The sequence below is a fragment of the Chloroflexaceae bacterium genome (genome assembly GCA_025057155.1).
GTDB lineage: Bacteria > Chloroflexota > Chloroflexia > Chloroflexales > Chloroflexaceae > JACAEO01.
On record JANWYD010000006.1, the window covers coordinates 140084 to 155065 of the forward strand.

Here is a 14982-nt window from a genome sequence, read left to right on the forward strand (position 1 = left end):
GTCACAAATGAGACGAAACAGGGATGTTCCCGGGAGGGCGAAGCTCTCCCAGACCCTCCTCTTTGCGCATCAATGTGAACTCGCCGCGCGCAGTTCCGCGACCAGCTCCTCGGCGCGGGCCGGCTTGATGTTGCGCTCTTCGACCATGCGCCGCGCAACCTCGTCCACCAGTGGGCCGTGGGCGCCCGCGGCCATAGCGATCTGGCGCGCGTGCAAGCCCATGTGGCCCTGCTGGATGCCCTCGCATGCCAGGGCGCGCATCGCGGCCAGGTTGCTGGCCAGACCGGCGCAGACGGCGATCTCGGCCAACTGGTTGGCGCTGGTCACCCCCAGTAGCTTGAGGGCCGCCTGCGCGGCAGGGTGCACCTTGGTCGCCCCGCCGACAATGCCGACGGCCATGGGCATCTCCAGGGTGCCGACCAGGTTGCCCTCGGCGTCCTTCTCCCAGACGCTCAGCGAGGTATAGCGCCCGCTGCGGGCGGCGTAGGCATGGGCGCCGGCTTCGATGGCGCGCCAGTCATTGCCGGTGGCGACGATCACCGGGTCGATGCCATTCAGAATGCCCTTGTTGTGGGTCGTGGCGCGGTACGGGTCCACAGCGGCGAAGGCGTAGGCCCAGAGGATGCCTTCGACCACCTCCTCGCCGCGCAGACCGTCGCGCTCAAGGGCGCGCGGCGGCACCACGCAGCGGGCGCGCGCCAGGCGCCGATCGCTCAGGTTGGAGAGGATGCGCAGGTAGACCCGGCCGCCGGTGATCTGCTCCAGCAGCGGCGCCACAGCTTCACACATCGAGTTGATGGCATTGGCGCCCATCGCGTCGCGCGTATCAATAATCAGATGCACCACCAGCATCGGCCCCATGGGGCTGGCTGGATGGTAGTGCACCTCAACATCGCGCGCCCCCCCGCCAAGAGCGACCAGCGAGCGGCTCTGCGCGTTAGCGACGGCCAGGATCTCGTCCTTGCGGCGCAGAATATCGTGGCGGGCGCTCTGCGGCGCGGCCACGTTCACGATCTGCACCTGGCCGATCATCAGCGGCTCGGTGCTGCTGGCGCTGAAACCGCCGCCCTCGCGCACCATCTTCGCCGCATAACTGGCCCCCGCCACAATTGAAGGCTCTTCCACCACCATTGGAATGAGATAATCTCGCCCGTTGACCTGGAAGTTTGTTGCAATCCCCAGTGGCAGGTTGAAGGTGCCGACAACGTTTTCGATCATCTTGTCAGCGCGCTCAATCGAGAGGGTCCCCTGCCCCCCGTGCAGCGCGCGCAGATCTTCGTCGCACAGCCCGTCGAAGGTCTTGACCATCTGGAGACGCTCGAACGGGTTGAGTTGGTAAAATCCCTGGAGACGTGAGTTCTTGACGCCCATACGTTCGGTTATCTCCTCGGTTCGTGACTGCACGCACAATTCCACTACGCCAACAATTCTAGCACCGCTATCCTTCCAGAAGCCTCAAAAAGACTGTCAAAACCTATCATGGGACTTTCCAGGACTTCCAGGAGCGCTCATGGACGGGGCTGCGCCGTCCTTCAGCGGAGATGCAACGAGACTCCCCCGCAAAAGCTTCGCGCCCTCCCGGAGCCTTCCTTCCAGCAGGGTTGCCGCTCCCATCCCGTGGTACAATGCCAGGCGACTCTCAACGCGCCGCTTCGCCAGCGCTCTCCCTGCAAGGAACTGACATGAAAAGAGCCGGCAGCCCGCCGCCGGTGTTTTCATTGCGGCGGCGCGGGCGTAGCGAATGAGCGTCTCATACCCGTATCCTGTCGCGAAAACAGCATGCGCATCACCGCCAGCTCTCATCAGGACGCCGTATACGGCAATCCAACATCCAAAATCCACAATCCGAAATGGCATCAGAGAGCCTGGCCTCTCCGCTCCCCCGCGGCGCCTATCTTAACCGCTATGCGCTGGCTGTCACTCTGGCTGCTCGTCCCGCTCCTCATTGCCTGTGGAGCGGAACGCCGCGCCCGACCCACGCCCCTCCCCGCTCCAACCACTCCGGCGCTCAGCGCCGTTCTCGCCGCGGCCACCCCCGGCCCGGTGCGCACCTTCGGCTACCTCCTGATCAGTCACGAGGGCGCCACACTGGTTGAAGGGGTGAGCATGGCGCCGGACGGGTCGCCTGTACCGCTGGTCCCGGAGGGGCTATGGTTGGGCGATCCGCCCCCCCTGCCCGACGAACCAGCATTAGACGAGGCCGGCGCCGTTCGCTACGGCATCGTCAACGCCAGCGGCATCCTCGCCGGACCGGGGCGCTTTGGGCCGGAAGGGCGCTACAGCTACCGACTCAGCGATCCGCGGATCATCCCTCTGGGTCTGCGCGAGGTGACCATTGCCCTGCTGCTGGAGAACAGCGGACTATATGAGGGCCAGGCGGTGCGTGTGCGGGGCGACCTGCTGGCCCGCGGCGACGCGGCCGTGCTGGTCGAACGGTTGGGACCGGGGGGGGTGCCCGAAGCCGCCGCGCGGCAGATCAAGCTCGACGGTCCGGTGCGCGACAGCGGCGCGCTCGCGGCATTGCACACCAACCCCGGCAACAAGGTGCGCTTTGGCCCGGTGGAGATCACCGGCGTCTGGCGCGGCGGGCGTCTGTATCCGCTGAATGTTCGGGTCAGATGAGGGGCTAGCAGGCTGCGCCTTGCCGAGCATTTCTAACGTCAAACCAGATGCCGCGTGGTCCTCACCCTCCCCCGCCTCGCTGCGCTCGGCGCCCCCTTCCTCTCCACCTGCGGCGGAGAGGGAGGGGGCAGGGGGAGGGTGAGGAGGTGCATTCCTTCGGTTGGGGAAACCAGGTTGCACCGCCCTGCCAGACAGCGGCAAAACTGCAGTATCATTGCAAAGCCTGTGCAAATCCTTGACAAACGATCAACCCGTGTTACTGTATACCATGGCGTTGAAAACGGAGCCCTGACATGAACAATCTTCCGCGGAAGAGCGGCTGAGAGACCAAAGCCCTCTCGGAACACCTCATTTTCTACGCCTTCAGGGCGCGGTTACGCCGCACCGGAACTCCGTTTACGAGCAACAACGCCTGAAAGGATCTATTCGCTTATGATCTATGCAACCCGACGTTTTGAGTTTTCGGCGTCGCACCGCTACTGGCGCGACGATTGGAGCCCCGAGGAGAACGAGCGGCTCTTCGGGAAGTGCACCAGTCCCTACGGGCACGGGCACAACTATACGCTCGATGTCACCATCACCGGCGCGCTCGACCCGCGCACGGGCATGGTGATGAACATGACTGAACTGAAGGCGATTGTAAACCAGGTGCTGGAGGAGTTTGACCACCGGCACCTGAATGAGGATACGCCCTATTTCAAAACCCAGCTTCCGACCACCGAGAACCTCGTGCGGGTGCTCTGGCGGCTGATCGCCGCGCGGCTGCCCGCCGCGGCCCGTCTGGCGCGCCTGCGCCTGTACGAGACGGCCGACCTGTGGGCGGAGTACGATGGCGCCGACGAGACCACCTTCGCCCGCGCGTACACCTTCTCGGCGGCGCACCGGCTCCATGCGCCAGCGCTGTCCGATGAAGAGAACCGCGCCGTCTACGGGAAATGTAACAATCCCAACGGCCACGGCCACAATTACACCCTCGAGGTAAGCATCAGCGGGCCGGTTGACCCCGACACGGGCATGGTCATTGACCTGCCTGAGCTGGATCGCACCGTGCGCGAGGTGCTCGATCAGCTTGATTTTCGCCACCTTGATCGCGAGATTGCGGCCTTTGCCGATCAACCGTCAACCGCCGAGAACATCATTGTCTATCTCTGGAACGAACTGGCGCCTCGTTTTGAGGGCCGCCTGAGCTACCTGAGGCTCTGGGAAACGCGTAAAAACGTCTTCGAGTATGCTGGCCCGGTCGAGGCTGGCGAGCGCCGGTGAAAGGGAGGTGGAGCAACCAGGGTTCTCCCGGCGCCTCCAGGGCGCCAGGGGCGTAGAGAAGCAACCGCCTTTCCCTATGCTGCTCATCTCTGCTCAGGGCTGATACAGGAGAGGAAGCCGCACACCCCGGGTGTTCCGCCGGTTCTGGCACCGGAGTTGCCAGAACCGGTTGATCCTGTCGAGCGGCCGCCTCGCCCCGGTCTCCTCCATCAGAGGCCGACGATGCATCAGCCCTGTCACTCTGCGTGTCCATCGTTTTGAAATCTAGCACATCGCTATATCATACGGATCCACATATGACAACCCAACTAGAACCTAACGGAAGCGCCCGTCATCCCAGGAACGGGCGCGACTCCGAGACATTTAACGCCCATGACTACGAAGCCCTGATCGTCCCGGGACGGGGCAAACTCGAAAGCGTCGCCTACGGCTCCAATCCGCAGATCGAGGCGGCTGTGCGCGAGATCCTGGCTGCTATCGGCGAACAACCTGACCGGGAAGGTCTGCTGAAGACCCCTTCGCGGGTGGCAAAGATGTACGCCGAACTGACCGCCGGCTATCACGTTGACCCCGAGGCGCTCATCAACAATGCCATCTTCAGCGTTGACTACGACGAGATGGTGCTGGTGAAGAACATTGATTTCTACAGCCTGTGCGAGCATCACATGCTGCCGTTTATGGGCCAGGTGCATGTAGCCTACATTCCCAACGGCAAAGTGGTGGGGCTGAGCAAGATCCCGCGCATCGTTGAGATGTTCGCCCGACGCTTGCAGGTGCAGGAGCGCATGACGGTGCAGATCGCCGAGTTCATTGATCGCCACCTGCAACCCCTTGGCGTAGCCGTGGTGGCCGAAGGGGTGCATATGTGCTCGGTGATGCGGGGGGTGAAGAAGGCCAATGCGAGCATGGTCACCTCGGCCATGCGCGGGGTCTTTCGCGATGACCCCAAGACGCGGGCCGAGTTTATGGCTCACGTGGGTCGTTCCCGCACCCAGGAGATGTAGCCGGGTTGGAGCAACCCGGAGGGTTGCCGCCCCCTCCGGGTTGCATGTATCATAACCTCTTGCTATGACCATCCAACGAACCATCGTAATCACCGGAGCGTCGCGGGGCATCGGGCGCGCCACGGCGCTGGCCCTGGCCGCTCCGGGCACGCGCCTGATCCTGGCGGCCCGCTCGGCCCCCGCGCTGGCCGAAACGGCGGCGGCTGCCCGCGTCCGCGGCGCTGAGGCCTCGCCCGTGGCCTGCGATGTGGCCATTGAGGATCAGGTGCAGTCCCTGATCGCCGGCGCCGCATCCTCCGGACGCCTCGATGTCGTAGTGCATAGCGTCGGCGGAGCGCTGGTCGGACCCTTTGAACAGATCGAACTGGCAGCGTGGGAGGAGACCCTGCGCGCCCAGTTGACCAGCCTGTTTCTGGTGTGTAAGCACGCGGCCCCGCGAATGGAGGCGGGCGGGTTGCTGATCAATATCGCCTCGGTGGCCGCCCGGCAGGCCTTCCCGGGCTGGGCCGCCTACAGCGCGGCCAAGCACGGCGCGCTGGGCTTCATGAACGCCGTGCGCGAAGAACTGCGCCCCCGCGGCATCCGCGTTACCTCGGTGCTTCCGGCAGCGACCGACACCGACCTCTGGGCCGGCGTGCCCGGCACGTGGAACCGGACCGCCATGCTGCGCCCTGAAGATGTTGCCGCGGCCGTCGCCGCCCTTGTCAATTACCCGCCCTACGTGACGGTCGAAGAGTTGCTAATTGGACACGTAGCGGGGAGGCTGTGAGGGGAGACACGCGATGGGCCTGATGGACGGCAAACGGGGTCTGATCCTGGGTGTGGCGAACGACCACTCGATCGCCTGGGGCATCGCGCAGGCGCTGCACCGCGAAGGGGCCATTCTGGGCTTCACCTACGCCAGCGAGGCGCTTGAACGGCGCGTGCGCCCGCTGGCCGAGAGCCTCGGCGCGCCGCTGATTGCACCGTGCGACGTGACCCGCGACGAGGAGATCGCCGCCCTTATGCAGCGCGCGCAGGACGCCTTCGGCCAGATTGACGTGCTCGTCCACGCTATCGCCTTCGCCAACAAAGAAGAACTCAACGGCCCCTACCTCCGCACCACCCGTGAGGGCTTTCATCTGGCTATGGATGTTAGCGTCTATTCGCTCACCGCTCTCCTGCGCGCGGCCGAACCGCTGCTGGCCCCTGGCGCAGCCATCCTTACCCTCACCTACCACGGCGCGCGGCAGGTCATTCCCAACTACAACGTAATGGGCGTCGCCAAGGCGGCGCTGGAGGCCAGTGTGCGTTACCTGGCCGCCGACCTGGGTCCCCGTGGCGTGCGGGTCAATGCCATCAGCGCCGGGCCGATCCGCACCCTGGCCGCCAGCGGGATCGCCGGCTTTCGCGCCATGCACCGCAGCTTCGCTGCGCAGGCCCCCCTGCGCCGGAACGTGACGATTGAGGACGTCGGCGACGCCGCCCTCTGGCTGTGCAGCGACCTCAGCCGGGCCGTGACCGGCGAAGTGCTCTACGTGGACGCGGGCTTCAACATTATGGGCATGAGCGTCGATGAGGGGTGATGCGACTTTGGATTTTGGATTTTGGATTTTGGATTTTGGGTGAGAATGGGTGTGATACCGAGAGGCCTGAGGTTCTCCTGCAACCTCCGGTTGCGGCGCGCGTGAGTGTGCTACAATAGCGTAACCACTGGCGTGCGCTGACTTCTATCAAAGCGGCGTGTCGCCGGTAGAAGGTCGGTTCCCGTTATGGCACTGCCAGGGTGCCGCTGCTTTGCGTTGATGGTCGGCGGGTAGAGAGACACCATCAGGGAGCGGCGGCGACATACACCGAGTCCCATCGAGTATCGCTGAGGTCACGCTATGCCCACATCAGTAGCGGTGGTGGCAAGCGACGCCGGCACCCGCGAGCGGCTGGCGGCGCTGATCCCAAATGACTCGTTCAACATATCCCTGCACGCGCCCGACAGCATTCCCCAGCCGATGCCTGATCTGTTCATTTTCGCCCTGCCGGCGCTGGAAACCCCTGAAGAACAACTGATCCAACGGCTCCGCGCCGATGAGGCGACCGCAAACATTCCCATTGTGATTGCCAGCTCCCTGCCGATGGTGCATCTGCAGTCAATGCCCTATGCCGCTGACTGGACCGTCGCCGTCGTCGAGGAACCGGTGAAGGCCGCCGAACTCGCCGATACGATCAGGTTCCTGCTCAACCCCGATTCCTGAACGGGCTCCGGCGCCAGAAGCGCGAGGCGCGTCGTCAGGAATGGTTCAACCGCGCCCGGCGATGCCGGGCTTTTGCTCTGCACCTCCGTGAAATCCTCGGGCGGGTCAATGGAGCGACGGTCACGCAGAAACGCCAGGGTCTGAGACGGAGACACGGCTGAGCCGCGGAAAACGCAGCGAGGAGGCCCCGCATGCACAAACACGACCTGTTGCAGGCGACTATCGCCCGGCAAGCGACCCCCCGCACCCCTATCGCCCTGTGGCGCCACTGGCCAGTCGAGGATCGTTCCGCCGAGGCGCTGGCCCGCGCCACCCTGGAGTTTCAACAACGCTTCGACTTCGATTTTATCAAGGTCACGCCTTCGCAGACCTTCGTGGCCGAAGATCTGGGACTCACCGGCGTCTATGATGGCAATCCCGAGGGCGACCTGGTGAAGGGGCCCCCGCCGATTTCCTCCCTGGAGCAGTGGGAAGCCCTGCGCCCCTGGCCGGTGAGCCAGGGCGCCCTGGGGCGCCAGTTGCGCTGCCTGGAACTGATCGCCGCCGGGGCCGGCGATACGCCCTTCATCCAGACGATCTTCAACCCCCTCACCGTGGCCCGCTGTCTGGCCGGCGCCCGCGCGGTGATCTGGCGCCGTCGCCATCCCGACGTGTTCCGGCGCGGCTTCGAAGCGATTATTGAGACCTGGAGCGCCTTCGTGGCGGCAGTGATGCGCACCGGAGCGGCGGGGATCTTTCTGTCCACCACTGACGCCAGTTACAGCGCGATGTCCGAGGAGGAGTACCGGCGCTGGGGCCGCCCGGGCGACCTGGAGGTGGCTGCGCCCAGCCGCGACGGCTGGCTGAACGTGCTGCACCTCCACGGTGAAGAGTTGATGTTCGATCTGGTGGCTGACTACCCCTTCCAGGTCGTAAACTGGCACGACCGCAAGGCCGGCCCGTCGCTGCGTGAGGGCGCCGCGCGCTTCAGCGGCGCGGTGGCCGGCGGCCTGGCGCAGTGGGACACGTTGCTGGCTGCCACGCCGGAGGAGGTGGCTCGCGAAGCGCGCGAGGCCATCGCCCAGGTGGAGGGGCGAGGGCTGATCCTGGCAGCGGGCTGCGTCACGCCCATAACTGTGCCGGAGTCAAACATCCGCGCGGCCATTGCCGTGGCCCGCGGCTCGGGGTAGGCTTTGCGCCGCGCACAGACGCCCCCGCTTATAGCGTTTCGCGAAACGATTGACCCGAAACGATGGCGGCGCGAGCGCACTAAGCCACACGGCTCAGCGTCCTCAGCTATTATGGCCACTGCTCTGAAGGAAGGGTCTTGACGGGTTAATTTCGCGCCAGGGCGTTTTGACGAGGAAACAACGAACAGGTGCGAGGCTCTGTTCGCCGTTTGCGGGTGAAGCGTGAAGGCCCATGACAGCCCGAGGGCTGGAGCAGCGCCTGGCGCTTCCCCAGCCCTCCGCATCGCATTGCCGCAACGCTTGGAGCCAATGGCCGGACTCGAACCGGCGACCGGCTGTTTACGAAACAGCTGCTCTACCGACTGAGCTACATTGGCGAATATTCAGCACTAAAAGATTGTAACGGAAACGGGTCTTCCTGTCAAGGTGCATGCGCTGCATTCGCCATCGAATGCACAGCTTTCTAGCGCCGAGAATCCCTTACAACCGCCAATCCGCGATGCTATAATGGGCATGAGTTGGCAGCCCGGCGGCAACGCGGGCTGCCACGCCTCAGGGGAGGTGGGCCGTGCCCGAGGAGATTCCGGTCCTGTTCAATTTTCCAGCCAGCGGCGCGCCTGATCCAGCCGACAATCAGCCCCAGGAGGAGCGCGATCTGGCCGTGCTGCCGCTCTCCGATACCGTCCTCTTCCCATACATGCAGGCGCAACTCTTTCTGAGCGAGGCGGCGGCCCTGGCCGCGGTGGAGGCGGCTGGCGCAGGCGATCACACGCTGCTGGCGCTGGCGTGCCGCAACGTCCACGGCGAATGTACCAGCCTGGAGGATCTGTACACTATCGGGGTCGAAGCGCATGTAGAGCGGGCGCGCAAGATGCCCGATGGCTCTACTGGCGTGACGCTCGTGGGCCGGCGGCGCATGCGCGTCGTTGCCCTGCTGAGCGAGTGGCCGGTGCTGCGGGTGCGGGCTATGCCGCTCGCGCCAGTCGAAGAGCGCAGCATCGCCGTCGAGGCGCTGATGCGCAGCGTGCTGGCGCTCTTCGAGCGCGTGGTGCGTATGTCGCGCTCCCTGCCCGATGACGCCTATGTTACGGCCCTGAACGTGAACCAGGCCGGCGGCCTCGCCGACCTGATTGCCGCGACCCTGCCCCTCTCTCGCGCCACGCGCCAGGAACTGCTGGAAACCCTCGATCCCGAAGAACGTCTGCACCGCGTCAGCGCCCTCCTCTCGCGCGAACTGGACGTGCTTGAACTGGAGAGCCGCATTCAGTCGCAGGTGCAAAAGGAGGTGGACCGCAGCCAGCGCGAACTCTACCTGCGTGAGCAGTTGAAGATCATTCAGCGCGAACTCGGCCAGGAGGACCCGACACAACGCGAGATGCGCGCCCTCCGCGAACGGGCCGCCGCCATCCCGCTGCCTGAACGCGCCCGCGCCCGCGTCGCCGAGGAGATCGCCCGTCTGGAGAGCATTCCGCCCCATAGCCCCGAGCACGCCGTGGTGCGCACCTACCTGGATTGGGTGCTGGCCCTGCCCTGGGGCGCGATAAGCGACGATCGCACCGATCTGCGGGCGGCGGCCCGCGTCCTCGACAAGAACCACTACGGGCTGTCCAGAGTCAAGGACCGCATCCTGGAGTTTATCGCCGTGCGCCAACTGGCCGGCTCGCACCAGCACTCTCCCATTCTCTGCCTGGTTGGTCCGCCCGGTGTGGGCAAGACCAGCCTGGGCCGCAGCGTCGCCGAGGCGTTGGGGCGCAACTTCGTGCGCCTGAGCCTGGGCGGGGTGCGCGATGAGGCCGAGATCCGCGGCCATCGCCGCACCTACATCGGGGCCATGCCCGGGCGCATCATCCAGCGCATGAAAGAGGCCGGGGCCCTCAATCCGGTGCTGATGCTCGATGAGGTGGATAAGATCGGCGCGGATTTTCGCGGCGATCCCGCTGATGCGCTGCTTGAGGTGCTCGATCCGGAACTGAATAATACGTTCGCCGATCATTATCTCGATCTGCCATTCGATCTTTCAAAGGTGTTCTTCATTACCAGCGCCAACTATCTCGATGAGATCCCCGAGCCGCTGCTTGACCGCATGGAAGTGATCGAGTTGCCCGGCTATACCGAGGAAGAGAAGCTGCAGATCGCCCGGCGCTTCCTCGTGCCCCGGCAGATCGCCGCCTGCGGGCTGCCGCCCGGCTCGCTGCGTTTCGGTGAGACGACGCTGCGGGCGATCATTCGCGGCTATACCTACGAAGCCGGGGTGCGCGGCCTGGAGCGGGAGATTGCCGCGATCTGCCGCAAGGTCGCCCGGCGCATTGCCGAGGGACGGCGCGCTCCCCGCGTTATTACGCCGCGCCTGGTGGAGAAGCTGCTTGGGCCGCCGCGCTACGATGTGAGCAGCGTGGAGGAACACGACCAGATCGGCGTCGCCACGGGGATGGCCTACACCGGCGCGGGCGGCGATACGCTGCCCGTCGAGGTTTCATTGATGGAGGGAAAGGGCGCTCTGACCCTCACCGGGCAACTCGGCGAGGTGATGCAGGAGTCGGCCCACGCCGCGCTGTCGTATGCGCGGGCCAATGCCGCGGCCCTGGGGTTGGACGCCCGGCGCTTCGAGAAGACTGATATCCACGTGCACGTACCCGAAGGCGCCACGCCCAAGGACGGCCCCTCCGCCGGTCTGACGATCGCCATCGCGCTGATCTCCGCCCTCAGCGGCCGCACCGTGCGCCGCGACGTAGCGATGACCGGCGAGATGACCCTCCGCGGGCGTATTCTGCCTGTTGGCGGGATCAAGGAGAAGGTGCTCGGCGCCTACCGTGCCGGTATCCGCGAGGTGGTGCTGCCCAAGAAGAATGGCCGCGACCTGGTCGAAATCCCCACCGTGGTGCGCTCCAAGTTGACCGTGCGCCTGGTCAGCCATATTGACGAGGTTATCGCCCTGGTCCTCGGCCCGCCGCCGCCAAAGCCCGAGAAGCGCAGCGCCCGCGCCGTGATCACCCGCGCACGCGAAGCGTGAACGATGAGATGTTGCGCGGGCCCGCGTTCCTGCAGCCTGCGTCGCAGATTTGCTCCATCCAATCCGAAATCCAAAATCTAAAATCTAAAATCAATCCGGCCTCAGGGCGCTTCGACCAGAAAATCCGCGGCCACGTAGCCCTCGCGCCCATCGGGGGCGCGCACCTTGCGCCAGAGGTAGTCGCCCCCCGGCACCTCCTCGCCGAGGGCTTCTACGCGCGTGCCTTCGGGCAGGGTGGTGATCGGCGCGCCGGCGGTCGAGGGATCGGGACGCAGGAAGAGACCCTGACCGCCCGTACCGCTGACAATGTAGAAACGCCGGCCCGCCGGGGCCGCCACCGATGTCTCCGCCATCGGCGACGGGTACGGTTCGCCTGACAGCACGCCTCCGGGTACAGGGGTCGTCACCGGCGCGGCGGTCGGCTCGCGAAAGCCCAGGCCGCTTTCACGCTGTTCGGTGCGTCCAAGGGCGAGCAGGGCGATCAGCAGGACAATTACCAGCAGCGCGATACCCGCCAGGTAGCGCCATCCTCCGGCCTGCAACCACAGTTGGAGTTCCTGGGGCGACGCCGGCAGCAGGCCCCGCGCCTGGCGGCGCCGGCCAGACGAACGTTCCCTGCGCCAGTGCGGATCGGCCGGCGCTCGCTCGACCCACTCGCCCTCGTCGGGATCGTAGCGCCGCGTCTGGGAGGAGCGGCCGGTATGCCCTGGCGCGTCGCGGTCGGGAAGCCGCTGCGTCTGCCCGCGCCGGTTTTCGGGATCGCCCATTGGTCGTCTCCTTCTACAGCGGGTGTATGATAGCATAGAAGCAGGCGAAACGGAAAAGGAGCCGCCGGGGTGCGTGTTCAGATTTACCGCAGAGCACGCAGAGGAACGGAGAGGGTGAGCTTATTGAAGCCCTTTGCGTCCCTCCGCGCCCTCTGCGGTGCGAACGGGTTCAGTAGATGTGAACACTATCCCATCGGGCCCGTCCGTCCGTTGCCGGTATGACCAATCCGCATGCCACATCCGAGGCAGCTCCGTGGAAATCACCCTCGAATCGCCCCTCGATATGCACCTCCACCTGCGCGAGGGGGCCATGCTGCGCCAGGTCGCCCCGCTGAGCGCTCGCCACTTCGCCGGGGCGGTGGTGATGCCCAATCTGATCCCGCCGGTGGATAACCTCGAACGGCTGCAGGCCTACCGCGCGGCGATCCTCGAGGCCGTCGCCCCCTTCCCCTTCACGCCCTGGATGACGCTCTTCTTCCGCCCCTACCCGGAGGATCTGCTGGCCGCCGCGCGAAGCGAGATCATCGGCGTCAAGCTCTACCCCGAGGGTGTGACCACTAACAGCAGCGAGGGGGTGCGCGACCTGGAGGCGGTGGAGGAGACCCTGGCACGCATGGAGCGCCTGGGCATTCCGCTGCTGGTCCACGGCGAGACGCACGGTTTCGTGCTCGACCGGGAGGCCGAGTTTCTGCCTATTTACGCCCGCTGGGCTGAACGCTTTCCCCGTCTGACGATTGTGATGGAGCACATTACGACCGCCGCCGCCCTCGATCTGCTCGAGCGCTATCCTAATCTCGCGGCGACGGTGACGGTGCACCACCTGCTGACCACCCTCGACGACGTGGCCGGGGGGCTGCTCCAGCCGCACCTGTTCTGCAAGCCCATCCCGAAGCGCCCCGAGGATCGCGCCGCGTTACAGGCGGCGGCGCTGCGGGCCCATCCGCGCCTGATGTTTGGCAGCGACTCCGCGCCGCATCCCCGTGAGCGGAAAGAGGCCGCCGCGTGCGCCGCAGGGGTCTTCAGCGCACCGGTGGCCCTGGCGCTCCTGGCGGAGTTGTTTGCCCGCCACGACGCGCTTGCCAACCTCCAGGCCTTCGTCTCCGACAATGCCCGGCGGGTGTACGGCGTCACCCCGCCAGCGCGGCGCGTGCGCCTGGCGCGGCGCCCCTGGCAGGTTCCGGAGCGTTACGGAGATGTCGTGCCGTTCTATCACGGTCAGACGCTGGAATGGCAGGTGCTTGATGTTGAACCCTGAGTCTGTTGCCGCGGTCGAAGCGGCCCGCTTCGGCGAGCGGTTCGTGCGCCCGCTCTACACTGGCTACGGCTTCGCCGCGATTCCCGGCGCCATCGAGCGCCTGCTCACGGGGACCAGCAGCGACGCCCTGCCGCCTGCCGCCTTCCCCGGCGGTCTGGAGCGGCGCGAAACGGTGATCCTGCTGTTCCTGGACGCATTCGGCTGGCAGTTCTTCGCCGCGCACGTTGACCGGTATCCCTTCCTGCAACGGACGCTCGACCATGGCGTGGTCTCGCGGTTAACGACCATGTTCCCTTCGACCACTGCAGCCCATGTGACAACCATCCACACCAGCCTGCCGCCGGGCCAGTCGGGGGTGTTCGAGTGGTTCTTCCACGAGCCGACCCTGGGCCGGATCATCGCGCCGTTGCTCTTCTCCTACGCTGGCGAGCGTGAGCGCGAGACCCTCGCCGCCGCCGGGGTGGACCCGGCGGCGCTCTTCCCCGCCGCGACGCTGTACCAGCGCCTTCAGGCCGCCGGGGTGCACTCGACCGTATTCATGCACCGCGCTTATGCCAGCTCCTCCTACAGCCGCGTCGTGTGTGCGGGCGCCGACACGGTAGGCTACCAAACCTTCGCTGAGGCCATCACCCTGCTTGGGCAGCGCCTGGAAGCTCGTCGCGGCCCGTCCTACTATCTCCTCTACGTGGACACCATTGACGACCTGTGCCACACCTACGGCCCCGCGGCCCCCCACGTCGCGGCTGAGATTGACACCGTGCTGACCACGCTTGACCGGCTGCTGCACCCCCTCCTGGCGCGGCTGGGCAGGCCCGTGTTGCTGCTGTTCACCGCCGACCACGGGCAGATCAGGGTGAACCCGGCTGCGAGCCTCATGGTCAACCGGCTCGTCCCCGAACTGGCGGCCGCCACTCCCGGCGGCGCCGACGGGCGCCCGCTGGCGCCGGGAGGCTCGAACCGCGACCTGTTTCTCTACCTCAACCAGGATCGGGTGGAGGAGATGCGCGCCGCGCTCAGCGAACGCCTCGCCGGGCGCGCCGAGGTGCATCGCGTGGCCGACCTGGCGGCCCAGGGCCTCTTTGGCCCCCACGTCTCGCCCCTCTTCCTGGCCCGCGCTGGCGACCTGGTGGTGCTGCCCTACGCTGGCGAGTCGGTATGGTGGGACGCCGAGCCGTTCAAGCTGCGCCACCTGGGGATGCACGGCGGCCTGACCCCCGAAGAGGCGCATACGCTGCTCGGCGCGTTGATGTATGAGTAGCTTCGCTGGCGGTTCCGGCGCCGCCGGGTTAGAGGATGCGCCGGAAAACCCTACACCTGATAAGGGTCAGGGAGGGGGCGGGGCGGTGTCCGCCGCGAACGGACGCCGCGCGCTCCCGAAACCTGGTCCGCTTCGCGCGGCGAGGAGCAGCATGCAAAACGTTTCGTCACACCCCGCTTGAGGCGACGCATTGACGCCCGTTCGTCTGCCGTGCTATACTCCACGGCAAAAGTGCATAGCGCTCATCAAGAGGGGTGGAGGGACCGGCCCGATGAAGCCCCAGCAACCCCCCGGAGCGGCGCCGCGTCGCGCACCGGCCTGGAAGGGTGCTAAGTCCGGCAGCGCAAGCTGGGAGATGAGGTCATCGAAGCCTTCACACCAGCGTGTGAGGGTTTTTTTGCGCCAC

Annotated in this window: 12 protein-coding genes, 1 tRNA gene and 1 riboswitch; of the genes, 10 read left to right on the plus strand and 3 right to left on the minus strand. The window is 65.9% G+C overall.

Translation table 11 applies throughout. The annotated features are described in order from the left end of the window. Positions 1–69 precede the first annotated feature (69 nt). Positions 70–1371 (minus strand): hydroxymethylglutaryl-CoA reductase, degradative, encoded by a 1302-nt coding sequence (locus NZU74_06740; protein MCS6881013.1) that lies wholly within the window; start codon positions 1369–1371, stop codon positions 70–72. Positions 1372–1905: 534 nt separating this feature from the next. On the opposite strand from NZU74_06740, the gene NZU74_06745 reads away from it, so the two are divergent. The 7 genes from NZU74_06745 (at position 1906) to NZU74_06775 (ending at position 8286) form a co-directional block, all read left to right on the plus strand. After that, positions 1906–2622 carry a hypothetical protein gene (locus NZU74_06745; protein MCS6881014.1) on the plus strand — a complete coding sequence of 239 codons (717 nt, stop codon included), beginning with the start codon at positions 1906–1908 and terminating at the stop codon, positions 2620–2622. A gap of 432 nt (positions 2623–3054) precedes the next feature. Continuing rightward, a complete protein-coding gene (locus NZU74_06750) occupies positions 3055–3885 on the plus strand; it encodes a 6-carboxytetrahydropterin synthase (GenBank protein ID MCS6881015.1) in 831 nt (276 codons plus the stop codon). Between the two features lie 296 nt (positions 3886–4181). Continuing rightward, positions 4182–4889, plus strand: a complete 708-nt coding sequence (gene folE, locus NZU74_06755; protein ID MCS6881016.1) for a GTP cyclohydrolase I FolE — start codon at positions 4182–4184, stop codon at positions 4887–4889. 64 nt (positions 4890–4953) lie between these two features. Next, the gene (locus tag NZU74_06760) at positions 4954–5658 is read left to right on the plus strand and encodes an SDR family NAD(P)-dependent oxidoreductase (GenBank protein ID MCS6881017.1); all 705 of its coding nucleotides are present in this window, start codon (positions 4954–4956) and stop codon (positions 5656–5658) included. Positions 5659–5671: 13 nt separating this feature from the next. Next, positions 5672–6454, plus strand: coding sequence for an enoyl-ACP reductase (locus tag NZU74_06765; GenBank protein ID MCS6881018.1), 783 nt, complete (start codon positions 5672–5674; stop codon positions 6452–6454). A gap of 300 nt (positions 6455–6754) precedes the next feature. Next, the gene (locus tag NZU74_06770; protein ID MCS6881019.1) at positions 6755–7117 is read left to right on the plus strand and encodes a hypothetical protein; all 363 of its coding nucleotides are present in this window, start codon (positions 6755–6757) and stop codon (positions 7115–7117) included. 191 nt (positions 7118–7308) lie between these two features. Further along, positions 7309–8286: a uroporphyrinogen decarboxylase gene (locus NZU74_06775; GenBank protein ID MCS6881020.1), complete on the plus strand. Its 978-nt coding sequence runs from the start codon at positions 7309–7311 to the stop codon at positions 8284–8286. Between the two features lie 301 nt (positions 8287–8587). Here the strand turns inward: NZU74_06775 and NZU74_06780 are convergent. Beyond that, positions 8588–8663, minus strand: a tRNA-Thr gene (locus tag NZU74_06780). A 191-nt stretch (positions 8664–8854) separates the two neighbouring features. On the opposite strand from NZU74_06780, the gene lon reads away from it, so the two are divergent. Then, positions 8855–11296 carry an endopeptidase La gene (lon, locus tag NZU74_06785; protein MCS6881021.1) on the plus strand — a complete coding sequence of 814 codons (2442 nt, stop codon included), beginning with the start codon at positions 8855–8857 and terminating at the stop codon, positions 11294–11296. 101 nt (positions 11297–11397) lie between these two features. Here the strand turns inward: lon and NZU74_06790 are convergent, their stop codons facing one another. Then, on the minus strand, positions 11398–12063 hold the full coding sequence (locus NZU74_06790) for an SH3 domain-containing protein (protein ID MCS6881022.1): 666 nt from the start codon (positions 12061–12063) through the stop codon (positions 11398–11400). A 253-nt stretch (positions 12064–12316) separates the two neighbouring features. Here NZU74_06790 and pyrC point away from each other — a divergent pair, with 253 nt between their 5' ends. Continuing rightward, positions 12317–13318, plus strand: coding sequence for a dihydroorotase (gene pyrC, locus NZU74_06795; GenBank protein MCS6881023.1), 1002 nt, complete (start codon positions 12317–12319; stop codon positions 13316–13318). Further along, positions 13308–14576: an alkaline phosphatase family protein gene (locus NZU74_06800; protein MCS6881024.1), complete on the plus strand. Its 1269-nt coding sequence runs from the start codon at positions 13308–13310 to the stop codon at positions 14574–14576. Before pyrC ends, NZU74_06800 begins: the two co-directional genes overlap by 11 nt. 239 nt (positions 14577–14815) lie before the next feature. After that, positions 14816–14938: riboswitch (SAM riboswitch) on the plus strand. Positions 14939–14982 lie beyond the last annotated feature (44 nt).